The organism is Duganella sp. P38 (assembly GCF_050859475.1).
Taxonomy (GTDB): Bacteria; Pseudomonadota; Gammaproteobacteria; order Burkholderiales; family Burkholderiaceae_D; genus Rugamonas.
Genome location: NZ_CP193936.1, coordinates 3,326,794 through 3,346,302, shown reverse-complemented (window position 1 = coordinate 3,346,302; position 19,509 = coordinate 3,326,794). Strand labels below are relative to the sequence as shown.

General features: G+C 68.2%; 15 protein-coding genes and 1 pseudogene. 7 read left to right on the top strand and 9 right to left on the bottom strand.

The window, feature by feature from the left end:
- The first annotated feature begins 142 nt into the window (after positions 1 to 142).
- Entirely contained in the window at positions 143 to 793 is a 651-nt protein-coding gene (locus tag ACRQ5J_RS15545) for a choice-of-anchor C family protein (RefSeq protein ID WP_432377787.1), read from the top strand.
- An 8-nt stretch (positions 794 to 801) separates the two neighbouring features.
- On the opposite strand, the gene ACRQ5J_RS15540 is transcribed toward ACRQ5J_RS15545, so the two are convergent.
- Genes ACRQ5J_RS15540 through ACRQ5J_RS15525 form a run of 4 tightly spaced genes read right to left on the bottom strand, consistent with a single transcriptional unit; the run spans position 802 to position 4,893 of the window.
- Positions 802 to 1,776, bottom strand: a complete 975-nt coding sequence (locus ACRQ5J_RS15540; RefSeq protein WP_432377785.1) for a glycosyltransferase family 2 protein — start codon at positions 1,774 to 1,776, stop codon at positions 802 to 804.
- On the bottom strand, positions 1,773 to 2,528 hold the full coding sequence (locus tag ACRQ5J_RS15535; RefSeq protein WP_432377784.1) for a methyltransferase domain-containing protein: 756 nt from the start codon (positions 2,526 to 2,528) through the stop codon (positions 1,773 to 1,775). The genes ACRQ5J_RS15540 and ACRQ5J_RS15535 overlap by 4 nt, the downstream gene beginning before the upstream one ends.
- On the bottom strand, positions 2,525 to 3,442 hold the full coding sequence (locus ACRQ5J_RS15530) for a glycosyltransferase family 2 protein (RefSeq protein ID WP_432377783.1): 918 nt from the start codon (positions 3,440 to 3,442) through the stop codon (positions 2,525 to 2,527). The genes ACRQ5J_RS15535 and ACRQ5J_RS15530 overlap by 4 nt, the downstream gene beginning before the upstream one ends.
- The gene (locus ACRQ5J_RS15525) at positions 3,439 to 4,893 is read right to left on the bottom strand and encodes a lipopolysaccharide biosynthesis protein (RefSeq protein ID WP_432377782.1); all 1,455 of its coding nucleotides are present in this window, start codon (positions 4,891 to 4,893) and stop codon (positions 3,439 to 3,441) included. The genes ACRQ5J_RS15530 and ACRQ5J_RS15525 overlap by 4 nt, the downstream gene beginning before the upstream one ends.
- A 177-nt stretch (positions 4,894 to 5,070) precedes the next feature.
- Here ACRQ5J_RS15525 and ACRQ5J_RS15520 point away from each other — a divergent pair, with 177 nt between their 5' ends.
- The 6 genes and pseudogenes from ACRQ5J_RS15520 to prsR all read left to right on the top strand — a co-directional run bounded on the left by ACRQ5J_RS15520 (position 5,071) and on the right by prsR (position 13,514).
- Entirely contained in the window at positions 5,071 to 6,030 is a 960-nt protein-coding gene (locus ACRQ5J_RS15520) for a glycosyltransferase family 2 protein (protein WP_432377781.1), read from the top strand.
- Positions 6,031 to 6,233: 203 nt separating this feature from the next.
- Positions 6,234 to 7,522 (top strand): annotated as a pseudogene (locus tag ACRQ5J_RS15515) (nucleotide sugar dehydrogenase).
- A gap of 2 nt (positions 7,523 to 7,524) precedes the next feature.
- Entirely contained in the window at positions 7,525 to 8,580 is a 1,056-nt protein-coding gene (locus tag ACRQ5J_RS15510; protein WP_432377780.1) for an SDR family oxidoreductase, read from the top strand.
- An 83-nt stretch (positions 8,581 to 8,663) separates the two neighbouring features.
- Positions 8,664 to 10,067 carry a TIGR03013 family XrtA/PEP-CTERM system glycosyltransferase gene (locus ACRQ5J_RS15505; protein WP_432377779.1) on the top strand — a complete coding sequence of 468 codons (1,404 nt, stop codon included), beginning with the start codon at positions 8,664 to 8,666 and terminating at the stop codon, positions 10,065 to 10,067.
- A 36-nt stretch (positions 10,068 to 10,103) separates the two neighbouring features.
- Positions 10,104 to 12,128, top strand: coding sequence for an XrtA/PEP-CTERM system histidine kinase PrsK (prsK, locus tag ACRQ5J_RS15500; protein WP_432377778.1), 2,025 nt, complete (start codon positions 10,104 to 10,106; stop codon positions 12,126 to 12,128).
- 12 nt (positions 12,129 to 12,140) lie between these two features.
- Positions 12,141 to 13,514, top strand: a complete 1,374-nt coding sequence (prsR, locus tag ACRQ5J_RS15495) for a PEP-CTERM-box response regulator transcription factor (RefSeq protein ID WP_432377777.1) — start codon at positions 12,141 to 12,143, stop codon at positions 13,512 to 13,514.
- Here the strand turns inward: prsR and ACRQ5J_RS15490 are convergent.
- The 5 genes from ACRQ5J_RS15490 to ACRQ5J_RS15470 are packed head-to-tail and all read right to left on the bottom strand — an operon-like array spanning position 13,480 to position 19,507.
- Positions 13,480 to 15,930 (bottom strand): hypothetical protein, encoded by a 2,451-nt coding sequence (locus tag ACRQ5J_RS15490; protein ID WP_432377776.1) that lies wholly within the window; start codon positions 15,928 to 15,930, stop codon positions 13,480 to 13,482. The genes prsR and ACRQ5J_RS15490 overlap by 35 nt on opposite strands.
- Positions 15,909 to 16,544: a tetratricopeptide repeat protein gene (locus tag ACRQ5J_RS15485; protein WP_432377775.1), complete on the bottom strand. Its 636-nt coding sequence runs from the start codon at positions 16,542 to 16,544 to the stop codon at positions 15,909 to 15,911. Before ACRQ5J_RS15485 ends, ACRQ5J_RS15490 begins: the two co-directional genes overlap by 22 nt.
- Complete coding sequence (locus ACRQ5J_RS15480) at positions 16,541 to 17,839, bottom strand: glycosyltransferase (protein ID WP_432377774.1); 1,299 nt, start codon at positions 17,837 to 17,839, stop codon at positions 16,541 to 16,543. Before ACRQ5J_RS15480 ends, ACRQ5J_RS15485 begins: the two co-directional genes overlap by 4 nt.
- Entirely contained in the window at positions 17,833 to 18,666 is an 834-nt protein-coding gene (locus ACRQ5J_RS15475; protein WP_432377773.1) for a hydrolase 1, exosortase A system-associated, read from the bottom strand. The genes ACRQ5J_RS15480 and ACRQ5J_RS15475 overlap by 7 nt, the downstream gene beginning before the upstream one ends.
- Positions 18,656 to 19,507, bottom strand: coding sequence for a hydrolase 2, exosortase A system-associated (locus tag ACRQ5J_RS15470; RefSeq protein ID WP_432383663.1), 852 nt, complete (start codon positions 19,505 to 19,507; stop codon positions 18,656 to 18,658). The genes ACRQ5J_RS15475 and ACRQ5J_RS15470 overlap by 11 nt, the downstream gene beginning before the upstream one ends.
- Positions 19,508 to 19,509 lie beyond the last annotated feature (2 nt).

Here is a 19,509-nt window from a genome sequence, read left to right as displayed (position 1 = left end):
CTTTGGTGGTTTTTTTACCACCAACCGGCAATGGCTTCGCGTGCTTTCATCTTTGTTGTTGAGTTTTCTATGCAATCCACTACCATAGATTCCAAGAAGACATTTTAGTTGTCAAACCTGTTAATCGAAAAGGCTGAAAATCATGTGCGGATTAAAAGCAATCGCAAGCGCTGCGGCGCTGTTGCTGGCCATGCCGATGGCGCACGCGAATCTGATTCAGAACGGCGGGTTTGAGACAACCAGCTACAGCGGCAGCCATTTTACCGACGTCAATCAAGGCAGCACGCTGATCGCGCCCTGGAACGTCAGCGGCAGCGTCGACCTGATCAAAAGCTACTGGACGGCGGCTGAAGGACAGTACAGCATCGACCTGAACGGCAATGGCGAAGGCCGCATCTCGCAGTCGTTCTCTACCGTTGCCGGCCAGGCTTACACGGTCAGCTTCTGGCTGGCCGGCAACCCGGATATCGGCGGCCAGACCAAGTGGCTGGAGGCCGGCATTGTCGGCGACGGCAGCCACGCTTACGAATTCAGCACCGTCCACCGCGCCACGTATGCGATGGGCTGGAGCGAGCAGCGTTTCTCTTTCGTCGCGTCCGGCATCAACAGCACGCTGTTCTTCCAGGGCGATGCGCGCAACGGCGTCGGCGGCGCCGCGCTGGACAACATCGTCGTCACCACCGCCGTGCCGGAACCTTCGATCTACGTCATGCTGCTGGTCGGCGCCGGGCTGATGGGCCTGGCCGCGCGGCGCGGCGAATCGCAGCGCGAAGCGCCGTTCAGCGCAAGCTGACCGCCGCTTCAGGCGCGCAGCGGCGCCGCCAGGCAGTGCAGCAAATGCTTGGGATGCAGGCGCGGCACCAGCAACCGCGCGCCATACAGCTGCAATACATAGCGCAGGCCGGCGCGGTACTGGCGCCAGCCGCCGCGCGCGCAGGTGTACAGATAGGCGCCGATGGCGGCGCCGCGCTCGGAATGCAGCACGGCGTGCTGGGCCGCGTCGAGCCGCTCGCCGCTATGGCGCTGGATCGCCGACAACGCTTGCAGGCTGGCCTCCATATTGCGCCGCGCGTGCTTGCCGGCGGTGAGATTGTCGTCGTGCCAGCGGTAGCGCGTGAGCGGCTGCGGCACATACACGATGTCGCCGTCCAGCACCAGCCGGATCAGGAAATCGCGGTCTTCGCTGGCGCGCAGCGCCGGGTCGAACAGGCCGGCGCGCACGGCGGCGTCGCGGCGCATCAGTATGCTGGACGGCTTGATGAAATTGCCCTTCAGCAGACGGCCGATGATGGCCCGGTCCAGCCGCAGGAAGCCGGTGCCGGCTACCGGATGCCCCAGCTTGCGCGCGGGCTGGTCCCAGAAATCGTCATACAGGCGCGGTTGCACCATGCCGTCCACCAGCAGCCGGCCGGCGCCGTAGGCGGCCAGCGCGTCCGGCGCCGCCGCCAGCGCGTCGCACAGCAGCGCCAGGTGGCTGGTTTCCCATACGTCGTCCGCATCAAGCAGGGCCAGCCAGTCGCCGCCGGCGGCGCCTATCGCCGTGTTGCGCGCGGACGAGATGCCGCCGTTGGCTTGCCGCAGCAGCCGCAGCGCGATCGCAGGGTGGTCGGCGGCCCATTGCGTGACGACGGCGGCGGTGCTGTCGGCCGAGCCGTCGTCGACCACCACGATTTCATGCGGCGCCACGCTCTGCGCCAGCACGCCGTCCAGCGCTTCGGTGATGAAGCCGGCCGCGTTGTACGCGGGGATGATGACCGAGATGCGCACGGTCGTCACGCCTGCGGCTTGCGCAGCACGGTCAGGTAGATCTGGCCGGTCAGGCCCGGCTCGCGCACCATCAGCCGGTCCAGCGCGCGCGCCAGCCAGTACAGGCGCGGCGAGCCGCGCAGGCGCTGGAACTGGTCGCCGAAGGAGCCGCGCCAGACGGTCTCGAAGCCGGCCTCGGCGCTGCTCTTGTGCATCTGCCACTGGCTGACCGGCGTGATGTGGCCGTCATGCGCATAGTCCTGGTCGGAAAACCACTGGAAGCTGCGTTCGCGCAGGAAGCACACCAGCGAGGCGGCGTTGTCCAGGTTCGGCGTCGACAGCAGCACGATGCCGCCGGGCTTGAGCGCGCGGAAGCACTGGCGCAGCAAATGGCGCGGATTTTCCAGGTGCTCGATGATTTCCAGCGCGCAGATGGCGTCCACGCTGGCCTCGCGCCCGGCGGCGAACGCTGCGTTCAGGTCGCAGCTAAAGAACGGAATGCTGTCGCGCGGGCGGAAATTTTCCGGCACGTAGTCGGTGGCGGTGACGCGGTAGCCGGCGTCGCTCAGACGCAGGCTCATCGCGCCGCTGCCGGCGGCCAGTTCCAGCACGCCGGCGCCGGGCGCGACGTGGCGCGCGAACTGCTCGAAGGCGTACTCGTGCAGGCCCGGCCAGGCGTGGATCGCCAGTCCCTTGTAGGTGACGTTGGAGGCGCGGCCATGCGCCGACTCGCGGTAATGATCGACCAGCACGGTGGGTGCGGCCGGTTCGCTCAGGTTCATGTGCGTTCTCCAATCAGAGGGGCGGCGGGGCGCGCCAGCAGGCGCCGCGTGTAACCGAGATAGCGCAGGCCGCCGGGATGGCGCAGGCTGCGCAGGTGCCAGCGCCAGGCGTCGCCACGGCGGCCGTCGGCCAGCGCCTGCACCGAATGGTCGTGCTGGGCGGCGGACAGCTTGCGGCGGATCAGGCGCACGATGTCGGCCGGTGGGCCGGCGTTGAGCATGTCCTGGAACAGCGTCAGGTAATTGTCCGAATAGTTGCGCGATTGCGACAGCGAGCCGGGCGTGACGTGGACGCGGAACGTCGGCTGCTCCAGCGTCGCCACCTGTTTGCCGTCGAGGGCCAGCTTGTAGGCCAGCCAGGTCCACTCGGCATAGGCGCGGTAATCCTCGAAATAGCTGACCGGCACCGCGGCGCTGCGGTACAGCGCGTTGCCGTTGTAGAGCCAGTTCGACAGGAACAGCATGGCCAAGGGCTGCCGCGGCACATCGCGCAGGTGGCCGTACATCAGCTGGTCGCGGCCGTCGCAGCGGCGATAGACGTTGGTCACCACCAGGTCGGCGTCCGGCTGCGCCTTCAGCACCGCCAGCCGCTGGTCGATGGCCGCCGGCAGGTATTCATCGTCGTCGTCGACGGCGCAGAAATAGGGCGTGCGCACCTGACGCCGGCCGTGCAGCACCGCATTCGGCGCGGACGGCTGCTCAAGGTAGAAATACTGCACATCCGGCTGGGCGCGCAGCCAGTCGCAGAGGCCGGCGTCGGAGCGCTGGCCGTTGACCACCACGATGATGGTCAGCGGCAGCGTGCTGGCCGCGCGCAGCGCGCCTATGCAGCGGTGCAGTTCGTGGCGCCGCGACGCCTGCGCCGTGGTCGGAATGATGACGCTCACCAGCGGCAATGGTTCGGGCAGGTTCATGCTGGCAGCACCTTCAAGCGTTGCAGGCAAAAATGTTCCGCGCTGTTGGGCCGCGCACTGAGCCACCACAGGCCGACCACGCTGGCGATGTACACCGCCGCGCCGGCGGCTGCGTCGACCAGCAGGCGCGGCCACGGGTGCCAGTCCAGCAACCGATGGTCGAGCCAGCGCACGGCGAGATACATTAGCGTCACGCCCAGCAGCGGCCGCCAGACCACCGCCAGCACGTCGCGCCAGGCGAAATCCAGCATGCGGCGCGAGGCGCTCATCTCCATCGCCACATCCACCAGTTGCGCGCACAGGTAGGCGTAGCCGGCGCCGACGATGCCATCCCGCTGCATGAAGAAATACAGCGACGGAAACAACACCGCCAGATACACCGCCTGCACCACCGCCACCTGGCGCGGCCGACCCAGCGCCAGCCAGACGGAAGCGTTGTTGGTTTGCGTCGCGCAGATGGCGCCGCTGATCGCAAGGATGGCGATCAGCCCCGGCGCCTGCAGCCATTTGTCGCCCAGCATGGCCAGCACCAGCGGCTCGGCCACGCTGGCGATGCCGATGCCGACCGGCAGGATCAGCAGCGCGATCATGCCCAGCAGCCGGAAGTAGGAAGCCCGTATCAGCGCCGGCTCGGCCATCTTGGCAAAGCCGGGAAAGGTGACGCGGTTGATCGGCGCCACCAGCTCGGTCGAGGGCAGGTTGGAGATTTCATACGACACCGAATACACGCCCAGGCCGGCAGCGCCGAACTGGCGGCCGATGATGAAGGTGCAGCCGTCATGCCGCAGAAAGCCGAGCGCGTTGTTGAGCAACATCCATTTGGAGAAATGGAACAGCTCGCGCACGGCCGCCAGCGAGAACCATGGCCGGTAATCGTTCATCATATAGCTCATGGCCACGGTCACGCAGCGGCCGATGCACATGCCGAGCAGCAGCGCCCAGTAGGAGTGCAGCAGCAGCGCGGCGCCGACGGTGATGGTGAACGTCACCAGCCGCCGCGCGAAGATGAAGATGAATTCCTGGCGGAAGTTCAGCTCCTTGCGGAAATTGACCACGCCGACATTGGCGAAGGCATTCACCAGATACATCAGCGACAGCACATACATGACCGTGCTCAGGCGCGGCTCGCGGTAGAACTGCGCCGCCGGCACCGCCAGCGCCACCATCGCGGCGCAGCACAGCAGGCCGAAGATGACGTTCAGCGTCCACACCGTGTCGTAGTGGCGGCGGCTGGCGTTCTGCTTCTGGATCAGCGCCAGGTCGAAGCTGAAGGAGCCTAGCAGGTCCAGCATGCCGCCGATGGCGGTGGCCATCGCCACCAGCCCGAAATCGTCCGGCGCCAGCAGGCGCGCCAGCAACAGCGTGCTGACCATGCCGATGGCGCGGTCGGTGAGACGGGCGCCGATCATCCAGACGATGCCGGTGGCCATGCGTTGGTTGATCTGGCTCAAAACAGTCTCCTGGAGGTCCGGGCGGCGCCCGGAATGATAGCGCCTCGACAAAATATATTATCAATTTGGATTGTCAATAAGCTATTATGTCGATTGTCGCGGAAGGTTTGCGGAGCGTCAAGTGCCGGTTGCGGATTTTCCGCCAGGCGTTGCGCCCGCCACCGCGCAGGAGAGCCCATGACCCACGCCGCCGTATCCGTCGTCATCCCGGTCTACAACGCCGGCGCGTATCTGCGCGAGGCGGTGCTGTCGGTGCTGGGCCAGCAACCGCTGCCGGCGCAGGCCTTGCCCGGCTTCGAGGTGCTGGTGGTGGACGACCACAGCACCGACGCGCTGACGCCGCGCATCCTCGACGAGATCGGCGCCTGGCCGCAGGTGACGGTGTTGCGCAATCACCGCGCCAAGGGCGCCGCCGGCGCGCGCAACGCCGGCATCGACGTCGCGCGCGGCGACTGGATCGCCTTCCTCGACGCCGACGACATCTGGTTCCCGCATGCGCTGGCGCAGCGCTGGCTGGTGCGCCAGCGGCAGCCGCAGGCGCAATGGATCGCCGGCGGCATCCGCCTGTGGCGGCCGGGCCAGGACGGCTTCGCGCCGCTGGCGCAACTGCAGGCCGAAAGCGGGCTGGACGACGTACAGGCGCAACACCTGGCCGCTGCCGCGCAGCGCCTGGTGCGCCCGGTGCAGGCGCTGGCGCGCGAATGCATCGTCATCCCGACCACCACGCTGATACGGCGCCGCCTGCTGGAGCGCAAGGGCCTGTTCGACGAGCGCCTGCGCCGCGCCGAGGACTACCACCTGTGGCTGCGCTGCGCGCTGGACACCGACCTGTGGCTGGTGCCTGGGCAGCTGGCCCACTACCGCATCCACCCCGCCAGCCTGACGCACGGCGACGCGCCGCGCTTCCTGCACGAGGACAGCATGCTGAACTTGCTGATGCGCAGTCCCGGCTGGCAGCCGCACAGGCCGCTGCTGTTGCAGCGGCTCGACATGGTGATGCAGGACCATTGTTATTTCTATCGCGGCCGGCGCCGCTACGCCAGCGCCTTGCGCTGCGCCGCGCGCTGGCTGGTGCAGCGCCCGCTCAAGCTGTCGGCGTGGAAAGAGCTGCTGGCCAGCGGCATGCGGATGGGATAAATCCGCGTGTCAAGTGGCGGGTGCGGAAACCCGACACTGCCTCAAAAATAAAGCAGGCTGATCATTTAGTGCTTGCGTTTATTTGTTGTTTCTATAACTATAGAGATGCAAAAAGAATATTTGTCCTGTCGTTTTGATATCAGTCAATGTTTGTGCAAGTTTGCAGCATCGCGTCGCCAACTACTACATATTGAGGCTTTGCAATGGATAAAAACACCACGGTCGCCGTCATCGGCCTGGGCTATGTGGGCCTGCCGCTGGCCATCGCTTTCGGCAAACAGCGCAACACCATCGGCTTCGATCTGGCGCAGGGCAAAATCGCCAGCTACCGCGAGGGCATCGACCCGACCGGCGAGGTGGCCAGCGACGAGTTCCGCGCCGCCAGCCAGCTGCGCGTGACCGCCGATGCGGCCGAACTGGCCGGCGCCGATTACTACGTGGTGGCCGTGCCCACGCCGGTCGACGAGGCCCACAATCCGGACTTCACCGCGCTGGCGGGCGCCAGCCGCACCGTCGGCCAGCAGCTGCGCAAGGGCGCGGTGGTGGTGTTCGAGTCCACCGTCTATCCGGGCGCCACCGAGGAAGTGTGCGTGCCGCTGCTGGAACAGCATTCCGGCCTGAAATGGCGCGAAGACTTCCACGTCGGCTTTTCGCCCGAGCGCATCAATCCCGGCGACAAGGAGCACACGCTGGAAACCATCGTCAAGGTGGTGTCGGGCGACGACGGCCCGACCCTGGAGCGGGTGGCGGCGCTGTATGAATCCATTGTCGAGGCGGGCGTCTACCGCGCCTCCAGCATCAAGGTGGCCGAGGCCGCCAAGGTGATCGAAAACACCCAGCGCGACCTCAACATCGCGCTGATGAACGAGCTGGCCATCCTGTTCGACCGCATCGGCATCGACACGCTGGAAGTGTTGCAGGCCGCCGGCACCAAATGGAACTTCCTGCCGTTCCGGCCGGGCCTGGTGGGCGGCCACTGCATCGGCGTCGACCCTTACTACCTGACGCACAAGGCGGCCACACTGGGCTACCATCCGGAGGTGATCCTGGCCGGGCGCCGCATCAACGACGGCATGGCCAAGTTCGTGGCGGAAAAACCGTCAAGAGCATGATTGCCGCCGGCTGCTATGTCAAGGGCGCGCGCGTCAACGTGCTGGGCCTGACCTTCAAGGAAAACTGCCCCGACCTGCGCAACTCCAAGGTGGCCGACATCATCACCGAACTGAAATCCTACGGCGTCGAAGTGCACGTCTACGATCCGGTGGCGGTGGGCGCCGAGGCCTACCACGAGTATGGCGTCGAGCTGGAGGGCTGGGACTACCTGCCGCGCGCCGACGCCATCGTGGCGGCCGTGCCGCACCGCGAGCTGCTGGCGCTGCCGACCAGCGAGCTGCAGGCCAAGCTCAGCCCGCGCGGCTGCTTCATCGACGTCAAATCGGCCTTCGACCTGAGTTCGCTGGCGGCCGCCGGCCACTGCGTCTGGCGCCTGTGATCATGGCTGACCAAGCGAACGAACGCGCGTCGTACGCGCACCTGCTGGCCGCGCTGCAACAGCAGCCGCGCCACTGGCTGGTGACCGGCGCGGCCGGCTTCATCGGCTCGAACCTGGCGCTGGCCTTGCTCAAGCTCGGCCAGCGCGTCACCGGCATGGACAATTTCGACACCGGCTACCAGCACAATCTCGACGAGATCGCCGCGCTGGCCGGGCCGCAGGCGTGGGCGCGCTTCAGCTTCCAGCACGGCGACATCCGCGACTTCGACGACTGCGTGCGCGCCTGCGACGGCGTCGACATCGTGCTGCACCAGGCCGCGCGCGGCTCGGTCACGCGCTCGATCGAAGACCCGCTGGGCACCAACGCCACCAATGTCGACGGCTTCATCAACATCCTGACCGCCGCCCGCGACGCCGGCGTCGGCCGCTTCGTCTACGCCGCCTCCAGCGCCACCTACGGCGACGAGCCGACGCTGCCGAAAATCGAGGAGCGCATCGGCCGGCCGCTGTCGCCGTATGCCGTCACCAAATACATCAACGAGCTGTATGCCGACGTCTACGCCCGCAGCTACGGCATGCAGTGCATCGGCCTGCGCTACTTCAATGTGTTCGGGCCGCGCCAGGACCCGCAGGGCGCCTACGCTGCCGTCATTCCGCAATGGGTGGCGGCGCTGATCGCCGGCACCCCGCTGCGCATCAACGGCGACGGTGAAACCAGCCGCGATTTCTGCTACATCGACAACGTGGTGCAGGCCAACCTGCTGGCCGCGCTGACCACCAGTCCGGACGCCGTCAACCAGGTCTACAACGTGGCGCTCGGCGAACAGACCACGCTCAACCAGCTGCACGGCTATATGTGCGCGCTGCTGGCCGGGCGTTACCCGCAACTGGCCGCACACCGGCCGGAATACGGGGATTTCCGCGCCGGCGACATCCGCCATTCGCTGGCCGACATCGGCAAGGCCAGGCAGCGGCTCGGCTACCAGCCGACCCACCGCCTGCGCGACGGCCTGGCCGTCGCCATGGACTGGTACGTAGAAAAGCTGGGCAACCAATAAATAAGCAGGATCAGAAGGACGGCGGAGCGCGTGTCGCATCCCACCGTCCTCGTGTTGTTAGGGTGTTTGCTGGGGGACAGGTTATGTTGAAGATTGCCAATCACTATATATCCAAGGTGGCGCTGGGATTGCTGTTGACGGAGTTGCTGATCCTGGTGATGGCGTTTTACGCGGGCGCTGCGATTCGCCTGCCCACGGAAGAGGTGCTGCCGCCCGAGGTAGCCACGCACTTCCTGGCGTCGGCGCTGGCATTTGCGCTGGCCATCGTGTTCAGCATGGGCGCTTTCGGCCTGTACCAGCTGGACGCGCCTTACAATTTCCGCAACCGCCTGTTCCTGCAGCTGATGCCATCGTTCGCGATGGCCTTCGGCCTGCTGACGCTGCTGTTCTACCTGGCGCCGGGACTGTACGTGGGACGCGGCGTGCTGCTGCTGGTACTGCTGATCTCGCTGTGCGGCGTGCTGGCGGTGCGCATGCTGTACCTGGCGGGCGTGCAGCGCAGTGTCGCCTCGCGGCTGCTGTTTCTCGGCCACGGCGCGCTGGCGCGCGAGTGCGGCGACCTGGCCCTGAACGGGCGCAGCTACACCAAATACCAGGTGGCCGGCTACATCGCCACGCCGGCCGAGGCGTGCAGCGTGCCGAGCGGCGCGGTGCTGGACCTGGAACAGGGCGGCGGCTCGCTGCTGGCGCTGGCGCGGCGCCACAAGGCGCGCGAGATCGTCGTCACCGTGCGCGACCGCCGCGGCGGCGCCGTGCCGATCAAGGACCTGCTCGAATGCAAGCTGCACGGCGTGGCGGTGACCGACGCCGCCACCTTCTTCGAGCGCGAAACCTGCCAGATCCGCGTCGATTCCTTGCAGCCGAGCTGGCTGGTGTTCGGCGGCGGCTTCGACCAGAGCCCGGTGCGCGGCCTGATGAAGCGCGTGTTCGACCTGGTGGTCAGCACCGTGATTCTGGTGCTGGCGCTGCCGGTGATCGTGCTGACCGCCATCGCCATCCGCCTGGAGGACGGCGGCCCGGTGCTGTACCGCCAGGAGCGGGTCGGCAAGAACGGCCGCACCTTCGAGATCCTGAAATTCCGCAGCATGGGCATCAACGCCGAGCAGGCCGGCGCGCCGCAATGGGCGCAGCAGCGCGATCCGCGCGTGACCCGCGTCGGCGCCTTCATCCGCAAGGTGCGGATCGACGAGCTGCCGCAACTGGCCAATGTGTTCAAGGGCGAGATGAGCTTTGTCGGCCCGCGTCCGGAGCGGCCCTATTTCGTCGAGCAGCTGAATGCGCAGCTGCGCTACTACCAGGTGCGCCACAGCATCAAGCCCGGCATCACCGGCTGGGCGCAGGTGCGCTACGGCTACGGCGCGTCGGTCGAGGACGCGATCCAGAAGCTGCAATACGACCTGTACTACGTCAAGAACAACAGCCTGTTCCTCGACATCCTGGTGCTGATCGATACGCTGAAGGTGGTGTTGTTCGGGAGCGGCCGCTAGCGTGACCGGGAGAAGGAGGCTGGCATGGCGGGCCGCATGGAACTGATCAGTTACGGACTGGCGGCACTGGCCTTCCTCGCGCTGGGCCTGCTGCTGGTGCTGCGCTGGAACCGGCGCCGCCACGCCGCCGTGCTTGGCCTGGCCTGCCTGTGCAGCGCGCTGTGGGCGGGGCTGGCGGCCGGCATCGACACCTTCGGCTGGAGCGTCTGGCTGGAACTGGCCGAACTGGCGCGCGGCGCCGCCTGGACCGCTTTCCTGATGCGTCTGCTCGGCTACCCGCAGGCCGGCGATCGCGGCGTCGTGCTGGCCACGGTGGCGGCCTACGCGCTGGCCATGGCGGCGGTGCTGGTGCCGGCCTGGCGCCTGTCCGGCACCGAGGGCGAGGCGCTGGCGCTGACGCTGGGCAGCCGCGCCTTGCTGGCGGTGCTGGGCATGTTGCTGGCCGAGCAGCTGTATCGGCAGAAATCCGAGCAAAGCCGCTGGGCCGTCAAATATGCCTGCCTCGGCGCCGGCGCCATGTTCGGCTACGACTTCTACCTGTACACCGACGCCGTGCTGCTGCGCCAGCTCAGTGCGGACATCTGGGGCGCGCGCGGCGTGGTCAACGCGCTGGCGGTGGGGCTGGTGGGGATCGCCGTGGCGCGCAGCGCCGCGTGGCCGTCCGGGCTGGTGTTGTCGCGCCAGGCGCTGTTCCATTCGGCCACGCTGGGCGGCGCGGCGGCCTACCTGCTGGCCATGGCGCTGGCCGGCTACTACCTGCGCTACGTCGGTGGCGCCTGGGGCGGCGCGATGCAGGTGGCGTTTCTGGCGTCGGCGCTGCTGCTGCTGGCCGGCGTGCTGTTTTCCGGCACCTTCCGCTCGCACCTGAAGGTCTTCATCGGCAAGCATTTCTATCGCTACCACTACGACTACCGCAGCGAATGGCAGCGCGTCACGCGCACGCTGTCGCAGGAGGGCGCGGCGCCGCCGGAGCGCGCCATCGAAGCCATGGCCGGGCTGGTGGAAAGTCCGGGCGGCGCGCTCTGGCTGCGACGGCCCGGTGCGGCCGGGCTGGCGCTGGCGGCGCAATCCGGCATGGCGGTGCCGGCTGAACTGGTCAACGCCGCCGATGGCGACAGCTGCCGGCTGCTGGAAAGCCGGCAATGGATATTGGACCTGTCGCTGCCGGACCTCGGCCCGGCGTTGGACTGGCTGCGGGCGGTGCCGCGCGCCCGGCTGGCGGTGCCGCTGATGCTGCACGGACGGCTGTTCGGCCTGCTGGTATTGCAGCAGCCGCGCAGCCAGCTGGCGCTGGACTGGGAAGTGATCGACCTGCTCAAGGTGGCCGCCAGCCAGGTCGCCGGCCATCTGGCCTTGCAGGAGGCGGCGTCGGCGCTGACGACGGCGCGCCAGTTCGAGTCCTACCACCGCATGTCGACCTTTGTCGTGCACGACCTGAAAAACCTGGTGGCGCAGCTGTCGCTGCTGGTCGCCAACGCCGCCCAGCACCGCGACAATCCGGAATTCCAGCAGGACATGCTGGAAACCCTCGGCCACGCGGTGCAGAAAATGCGGCTGATGCTGCACAAGCTGCAACGCAGCGACCTGCCGGAGCGTCCGGCCGCGCTCGATCTGGCGCAACTGCTGGCGCGCATGGTGGCCTTGCGCGGCAGCGTCGCGCCGGTGCCGGTGCTGCGCAGCGCGCCCGCCGGGCTGCTGGTGTTGGCCGACGCCAACCGCATGGAGCGGGTGCTGGGCCATCTGCTGCAAAACGCCATCGACGCCGTGGCGCGCGACGGCCAGGTGGTGTTGCAGCTGTACCGCGAAGGCGCCGAGGTGGTGGTGGAGATCACCGACACGGGCCACGGCATGAGTGCCGAATTCGTGCGTGACCGCCTGTTCAAGCCGTTCGACACGACCAAGACCGCCGGCATGGGCATCGGCGCCTTTGAAAGCAGGGAATATATCGCCGAGCTGGGCGGACGGCTGGAAGTCAGCAGCGTTCCGCAGCGCGGCACCACCTTCCGCGTCATCCTGCCGGCCGTGCGGCTGGACGAGATGGCGGCAGAACAGGCAGCATGAGGATGGGGACCAGTGAATACTAAAGCGAAACTGTTGATTATCGAAGACGATCCGGGCCTGCAAAAGCAGCTGCGCTGGAGCCTGGACGCCTACGAGGTGCTGCTGGCCGACGACCGTGCCAGCGCCCTGGCCCAGCTGCGCCGCCACGAGCCGGCGGTGGTGACGATGGACCTTGGCCTGCCGCCCGATCCCGACGGCGCCACCGAAGGGCTGGCGACGCTGCGCGAGATCCTGGCGCTGGCGCCGGACACCAAGGTCATCGTCCTCACCGGCAACCAGGAGCATGCCCACGCGCTGGCGGCGGTGTCGATCGGCGCCTACGATTTTCACCAGAAGCCGGCCGATCCGGCCATGCTGGCGCTGGTGCTGCAACGCGCGTTCTACCTGCACGGCTTGCAGCAGGAGCACCGGCGCATGCAGCGCCAGGCCGACATGCCGCTGAATGCGCTGGTCAGCAAGGCGCCATCGATGCAGCGGGTGTGCCGCAGCGTGGAAAAGGTTGCGCCGAGTTCGGCCACGGTGATGCTGCTTGGCGAGAGCGGCACCGGCAAGGAGGTGCTGGCGCGCGCGGTGCACCAGCTCAGTCCGCGCGCCGGCGAGCGCTTCATGGCCATCAATTGCGCGGCGATACCGGAGCAGTTGCTGGAAAGCGAGCTGTTTGGCTACGAAAAGGGCGCGTTCACCGGCGCCGCCAAGCAGACCAAGGGCAAGGTCGAGCTGGCGCACGGCGGCACTTTCTTCCTCGACGAGATCGGCGATCTGCCGATGGCGCTGCAAGCCAAGCTGCTGCGTTTCCTGCAGCAGCGCGTGATCGAGCGGGTCGGCGGGCGCGAGGAGATCGCGGTCGATGTGCGCGTGGTCTGCGCCACCCACCAGGACTTGAAAAGCCTGATCGCGCAGGGCCGCTTCCGCGAGGATTTGTACTACCGGCTGTCCGAAATCGTGCTGCCGATCCCGCCGCTACGCGAACGTCCGGGCGACGCGGTGCTGCTGGCTTACCACTTCAAGCATCTGTTCAGCGCGCGCGAGGGCCGCAGCCGCCTCGATTTCAGCGACGGCGCGCTGGCCGCCATCGACGCCTGGCCTTGGCCGGGCAATGTGCGCGAGATGGAGAATTGCATCAAGCGCGCCGTCATCATGGCCGATGGCCCGCTGATACTGGCCGAGGACCTGGGCCTGGACGCGCCGCAAGCCGATGCGGCGCCGTTGAACCTGCGCCAGGTGCGCGACGAGGCCGAGCGCCGGGCGATCAATCTGGCGCTGGTGCGCTGCGACGGCAATATCGCCCGCGCGGCCGAACTGCTGGGCGTGACCCGGCCGACGCTGTACGACCTGATGGGCCGGCATGGCATCAGGCCGGAGCTGAGCGTCGTTGGCGCTGCCTGACGGGGCGCTCCTTCATCAGCGCCGCGCCGATCAGCAGGAACAACAGCAGCGTCAGGCGCGGCACGTCGAACAGGCTGTCGAAGGCGCCGACCACCAGCGCGCCGCTCAGCGCCGCCAGGTAGACGGCGGCGCCGTCGCGTCCGGCCCAGCCGCGCGCCAGCAGCCGCCCGCCCGTGTAGAGCAGCAGCAGGGCCAGCGCGACGGCGCCCAGCCAGCCTTGCTCGAAATACGTGTGCACGTAAAAATTCTTGATATGCCATGGAAGGTGGTCGCGGTCGCTGCTGAAGAACCAGCCGTCCTGGCCGCGCGAGAAGCTGCCGTTGCGTATCAGTTCCTTGCCGTCCATCGTGCGCAGGCTGACGTTGTCGATATCGACCGCGCCGGGTTCGCCGAACGCGGCCAGCTCCAGCTGCGACAGGCCCGGCAGGCGGCTGCCAAGACGGGCGCTGTCCAGCTGCATCCGGTAGCGCTGCCAGTTGTCGCGCGGGGCGGCGGCCGGGGCGCCCGGCACCACGCAATCTTGCGGATAGAGCAGCCAGCGGCGGCACACCACCACCGACAGGCGCGTGTCGCCGCCGTGGCGCCGGGCATCGAATTCCAGCAAGTAGCCGGTGTGCGGGGCCAGCGGCACCAGTTGCAGGTGGCGCAGCGGATCGCCATAGCCGCGCGGATGTTGCGGCGGCAGCAGGCGCAGGTAGCGATTGCCGCCGGCTTCGGTTTCGTAGCGATAGCTGCCGGGCTGCTCGCCCAGCAGGTTGTGCCAGTAATAGGTGGCGGGGTAGCGGCCGAGACCGACGCCGAACAGGCTGTTGTCCCAGCTGTCGGGCATCATGCGGATCGCCTCGTCCCAGTGGCGCACACGCAGTTGCCAGTCGCGTTCGACGGTGCTCATGCGTTCTTCCATGTAGGAGCTGGCCAGGATGGGGATGGCTGCGGCCAGCACCGCCGCCGCCGCGCAGCCGAGGCTGATGCTGGCCCGGTTCAACTGCCACAGCGCTTGACGTCGCAGCTGCGACGCCAGCAACAGCGCCACGGCCGGGAGTGCGGCCAATGCGGCGTCGCGCGCGGCCGGCGCGCCGCCCCAATGCCAGGCGACCAGCACCGCGCACGCGGCCAACGGAAAATACGCGCCCAGCGCCGCCGCCCGTGCAACGCCGCGCAACCGGGCCGGACCGCCGAGCGCCAGCACGCAAGCTACCGCGCCGGCGCCGGCCGTCATCAGGAAAGCAAAATACGGCCCCTTGGCCCAGCCTGGCAAACCACCGGACCGCAACAGCGCGACCGCTGCCGCAGCGGCCAGCCCCAACAGGATCGCCACCGCGACCGACACGCCCGCCAGCCCGGCCTGCCCGCCGATGCCGGCGCCGTCGGTGCGGCGGCGGGGCAGGCCGCCGAGCACCAGCGTGGCGGCCCACAGCACCAGCAGCGTGCCGAGCGCGCGGTAGCCGCCGCTGGAAAAGGCGAGCGCAAGTACGCCGCACAGCAACACCATCAGCACAGCGACGACAGCCACACTGGCCGGCCGCAAGCGGCCGCTGGCCAGCTGCGGCCCGGCGTGCAGCGCCGCCAGCACGGCCGCCGCCGCGCCGTAGGCGAGCCAGACGTCGCGCGAAAATAGCGTGAAGCCGGTGAACAATCCCAGCAATAGCAGCACCAGCGCGGCCGCCATTTGCCGGCGCCGCGCCGCATGCAGCAGCCACCAGGCCACGAACGGGAAGCTCATCGCCAGATACGCGTCCAGCGCCGCGCCGCCGGTGTGCATGGCGGCAAACGGCGCGGTAGGACGGTAATCGCTGGAAAAATTCAGCAGGCCGGGGAACAGCGAGCGCTCCCACAGCACCGCCAGCCCCGTGAAGAGCAAACCCAGCAACATGCCCGGCACCAGCAGCGCAGCAATGCCCGCCGGGCCGCCGGCGCGCCGCAGCAAGGGCAGCAACAGAAGCGCCCACAAGGTTCCCTTGGCCACCCGCAAGCTGTTATACGGGCTCAGATAATTGGCGTAACTGTTCAGGTCCGGCGCCGCCCACGGTTGCAGCCCGCGCCAGGCCGCGACCGCCGTGCTGATGACAACCAACGCCAGCAGCACGGCCGCAGTGCGCGGCAAGCGGCTATCCGGCGGCGTGGCGGCAAGCCGCCAATAGCCGGCCGCCAGCGTCGCCAGCAGCATCAGGTCCAGTTCATCGATATAAAAGCGGCCGCTCCACGGCGACAAGTCCAGCCACGGCAGCGCCGCCGGCACCAGCAGCAGCCACCAGCGGGGACGCCAGCACAGCAAGGCGCAATAGGCGATGGTCAGCAAACCCGCCAGCCACGGCCGGAACGGATAATCCCACAGCAGCAGCGCCAGTATAACGGCCGCCGGCAGCGCGGCGAGCTTGCCGGCGACGCCGCGCGTCAAGGCGCCGCTTCCTTCCATTGCCCCACCTCCTTGAGCATCTGACGCAGGCCGGCCAGCGGAAACTCGCGCGCGTAGGCCAGTTGCGCTTGCTGGTTGGCCAGGTCGTACTGCTTGCGCTTGAAATACAGGATGCCCAGATTGTAGTGCAGGGTCGGATTCTCCGGATCAAGTTCGACGGCCGCTTTCATCTGCTCCAGCGCCGCCTCGTTTTTTCCCTGGCCGAGCAGGTAGCTGGCATAGGTGGCGCGCACGGTCGCGTCATCGGGCCGGAACTGCATCGCGCGGATAAAGTAGCACTCGACCGGATACTTGGCGCCAGGCACCTGCACCACCTTGTCGCGCAAGCCGATGCGCGCCATGGTCGCCAGCGCGCGCGGATGGTTGGGGAAGGCGCGCAAGGTGTAATCGATGTCCCCACCCAGCGGGCCGGTGGCGCCGCGTATGCCTTGCTCAACCTCTTCGGTGAAGTGGTAGGGCTCCACCGTTTGCAGCGACGTGGCGTTGGCGCCATTGTTGTAATCGAACGGGCCGAAGGAATTGGCCAGCTGGCCGCACAGGTTGGACGGCGCGGCGGCGGCGTGGCCGGCGCACAGCACCGAGACGGCGGCGAAAAAACAGAGTCGGAATTTCATGCGGCTGCAGCTCCTACTTTCAATGCGGCCGGAAAGCCGGCGGCTTCATCCAGCAACGCCGCCAGCGCCACGCTGCGCGCATGGCGCGAGTGGGCGGCCACCGCTGCGTCGCTGGCCAGCGGCGCCTTGCCGTTGGCCAGCAGCGTCAGGAAGCGCTGCAACCCTTGTTCGATGCCGGCTTGCGAATCGAGCGGCGCAATGGTGTCGATGCCGGCCGCGCGCAAAGTGGCGGCGGTATCGCCGATGGTGTCGGTCAGCGCCAGGATCGGGCGGCCGGCGCGCAGGTATTCGTACAATTTGGCCGGCACCTGATGGTTGCAATTGCTGGCCTGAAGTATCAGCAAACCGTCCACCGACAACATTTCTGCCAGCGCCGCGCGGTAGGGCTGGTGCGGCGCCACCGTCACCATGTCCTGCAAGTCGCGCGCGGCGATCAACTGCTCGATGTAAGCGTCATGGCCGGTGGCGCGCAGCACCACGCGCAACGTGGCGGCGCTGATGACGCCTTGCCCGCGCAGCGCGCGCAGCGCATCCAGCATCGGTATCGGGTCGCGTTCGGACGGGTAAATGACGCCACTGTGCAGCAGCACCAGGGGCCGGCCGGCCGTGCTGCCCGCCGGCGGCGGCGCCGCGTCGACCATCGCGTCGGCGAAGTTTTCCTCGTCGTAGCCGTTCTCGATCAGGCGGAAGCGCTCCGGCGGCAGCTCGGGGAAGCGGCGGCGGTAGGTCTGCACCGCGCCCGGCGTGGTGCAGACCGCCAAAGTGCAGTGCTGCACCGTCTTGCGTTCGATCCACAGATAGCAGCGGCGCGTCAGCGCGTGCTCCGGGTAGCCCTCATCGGTCATCGGGTCGCGCAGGTCCGCCACCCATGGCAGGCCCGTCAGGCGGTGCAGCGCGTAGCCGATCAGGTGGGCAGTAGCGATCGGATAGGTCGACCACAACACTTGCGGCCGGTGACGGCGCACCAGCCGCAGCCCCGCCGGCAGCGCGCCCACCAGCCAGCTGGCCCAGCGATCCGGCAGCGCCAGCCAGCCGAGGTAGCGCCCGCGCCACGACAGATGGCGCGCCGTATCGAGCGCAAACGGCCGGCACACCGGCACGCTGGCCGGAATTTCGCCCATCTGGTCGTTGCCGGGATTGCCGTAGGCACGCGGATGCGCTGACAGCACCACCGGCTGCCAGTGCATTTGCGGCAGGTATTGCGAGAATTTCAGCGTGCGCTGGATGCCGCTGCTGCCGCGCATCGGCGGGTAGTGGAAGGCGATCATCAGCACCGTGCGAGGTGGGGTTACCATGCGCGCACCCAGTCGCTTGTCCAGTCGGCGATCTGGTCGCGCCAGACGGCGCGCGAGCAGGTATGGTCGGCGCCGGCCAGTTCGCGCCGCGTGGTGACGTCGCGCGCCAGCAATGCGCGCCATTCGGGCGTGCTGTCGGCCAGCGCGGCGAATTCCCGCGCGGTCAGGTCGGCGCCGCTGAGCATCAGCAGCACCGGGCCGTTGAACGCCTGCCAGCCACGGTAGAGCCGGGCCGGCAGGCTCTGGTCCTGCGCCGGCATGGCTTGCCGGCTGGCCGCCAGCAGGACGCGCAGCGAACGCCAGGCCGCAGCGGCGTCGAAGCGGCCGGCCAGCAGCTTGCGCCACAGCTCCGGTTGCAGCAAGCGCCGGCGGTAATAATGCTTGAGCGTCGCCTGGGCCGCGCCGGCCTCGGTGCGCGCCCAGGGATTCAGCAAGGCCAGCCCGCGCACGCGCGCATCCTGGGCGGCGTAGAACAGCGCCGCCGAGGCGCCGTCGCACAAGCCCCACAGCGCCACCTCGCGCAATTGCGACACGCTGGCGAAGAAGTGATCTATCGCGGCGCGCACGTCCTGATTGACGTCCTCGAAGCTGCGGCTGTCGCCGTCGCTGTCGCCCATGCCGCGATAATCGAAGCGCAGCACCGGCACGCCGCGCCCGGCCAGATGCCGCGCCAGCAGCGTGAACTGGCGGTGGCTGCCGGCCCGGTACTGCGGCCCGCCGACGATAATCAGCACGCCGCGCGTGGCCGGCTGCGTTGGCCGCGCCAGCACCCCGATCAGCTGCTGGTCGCCGCAGACGATGGTCTGCGCCTGTTCCTCAAAGTGCATCTGCGGCCTCCATGGCAAACAGCGGCGCCAGCGCGGCGCTGGCGCCGATCAGGGCCGCGCTGGTGGTGATTTCCTGCGTGCCCCAGAATTGCGGGCCGTCCACCAGGTGCGCGTCGACCGCGATATCGCGCATGCGCCACGCGTCCTGCACGGCGAGCGCCGCCGGCGGCCACGCGCGGCCCGGCTGGCCGACGTCAAACCAGTGTAGCGGACAATCCGCCCGGCCCCAGTTGCCCAGCCGGCGGGTTTCTAGCGCTTGCGCAAACTCCGGTGCGATCAGGTAGCCGCCGATCTCCATCGCCTCGCCGTCGAGCAGGCGGCGGCGCAGGCCGGCGGTGTTTTCGCGCGGTGCGTCCGGGTGTTCCAGCATGGCGCCGGCCATGCGCAGGCGCAGCAACTGCGTCAGGAAAGTGGCGCCATCGAGCACCGGCTGCCACAGCAGCACCCGCGTGACCGGCGCCGTGGCAGCAAATTCGAGCGCCAGCAGCGCGCCGAGGCGCAGGCCGAGCAGGGCGGGCGCGTGGCCGCTGCGCGCTTGCAGCCAGGCGCTGGCGTGGTGCAGGTCGTCCAGCCACAGCGACCAGCGGGCGTCGCCGGAATCGCCGCTGCTGTCGCCGCAGCCGTACAGGTCGATTTGCAGCGTCGCCACGCCCTGGCGCGCCAGCGCGCGCGCCAGCAGCGCCAGCATGCGGCGCGACTTGTTCATCTCGTCGCCGAACGGCGGCACCAGCAGCAGCGCGCCGCGGCACGGCGCGGCCGCCGCGTGGTACAGGCAAAAGCGCTGGCCGCTGCCTTCCACCGGCAGAAAGAACGGCTGCGGCGCGGCGCCGTCGGTGTACATGG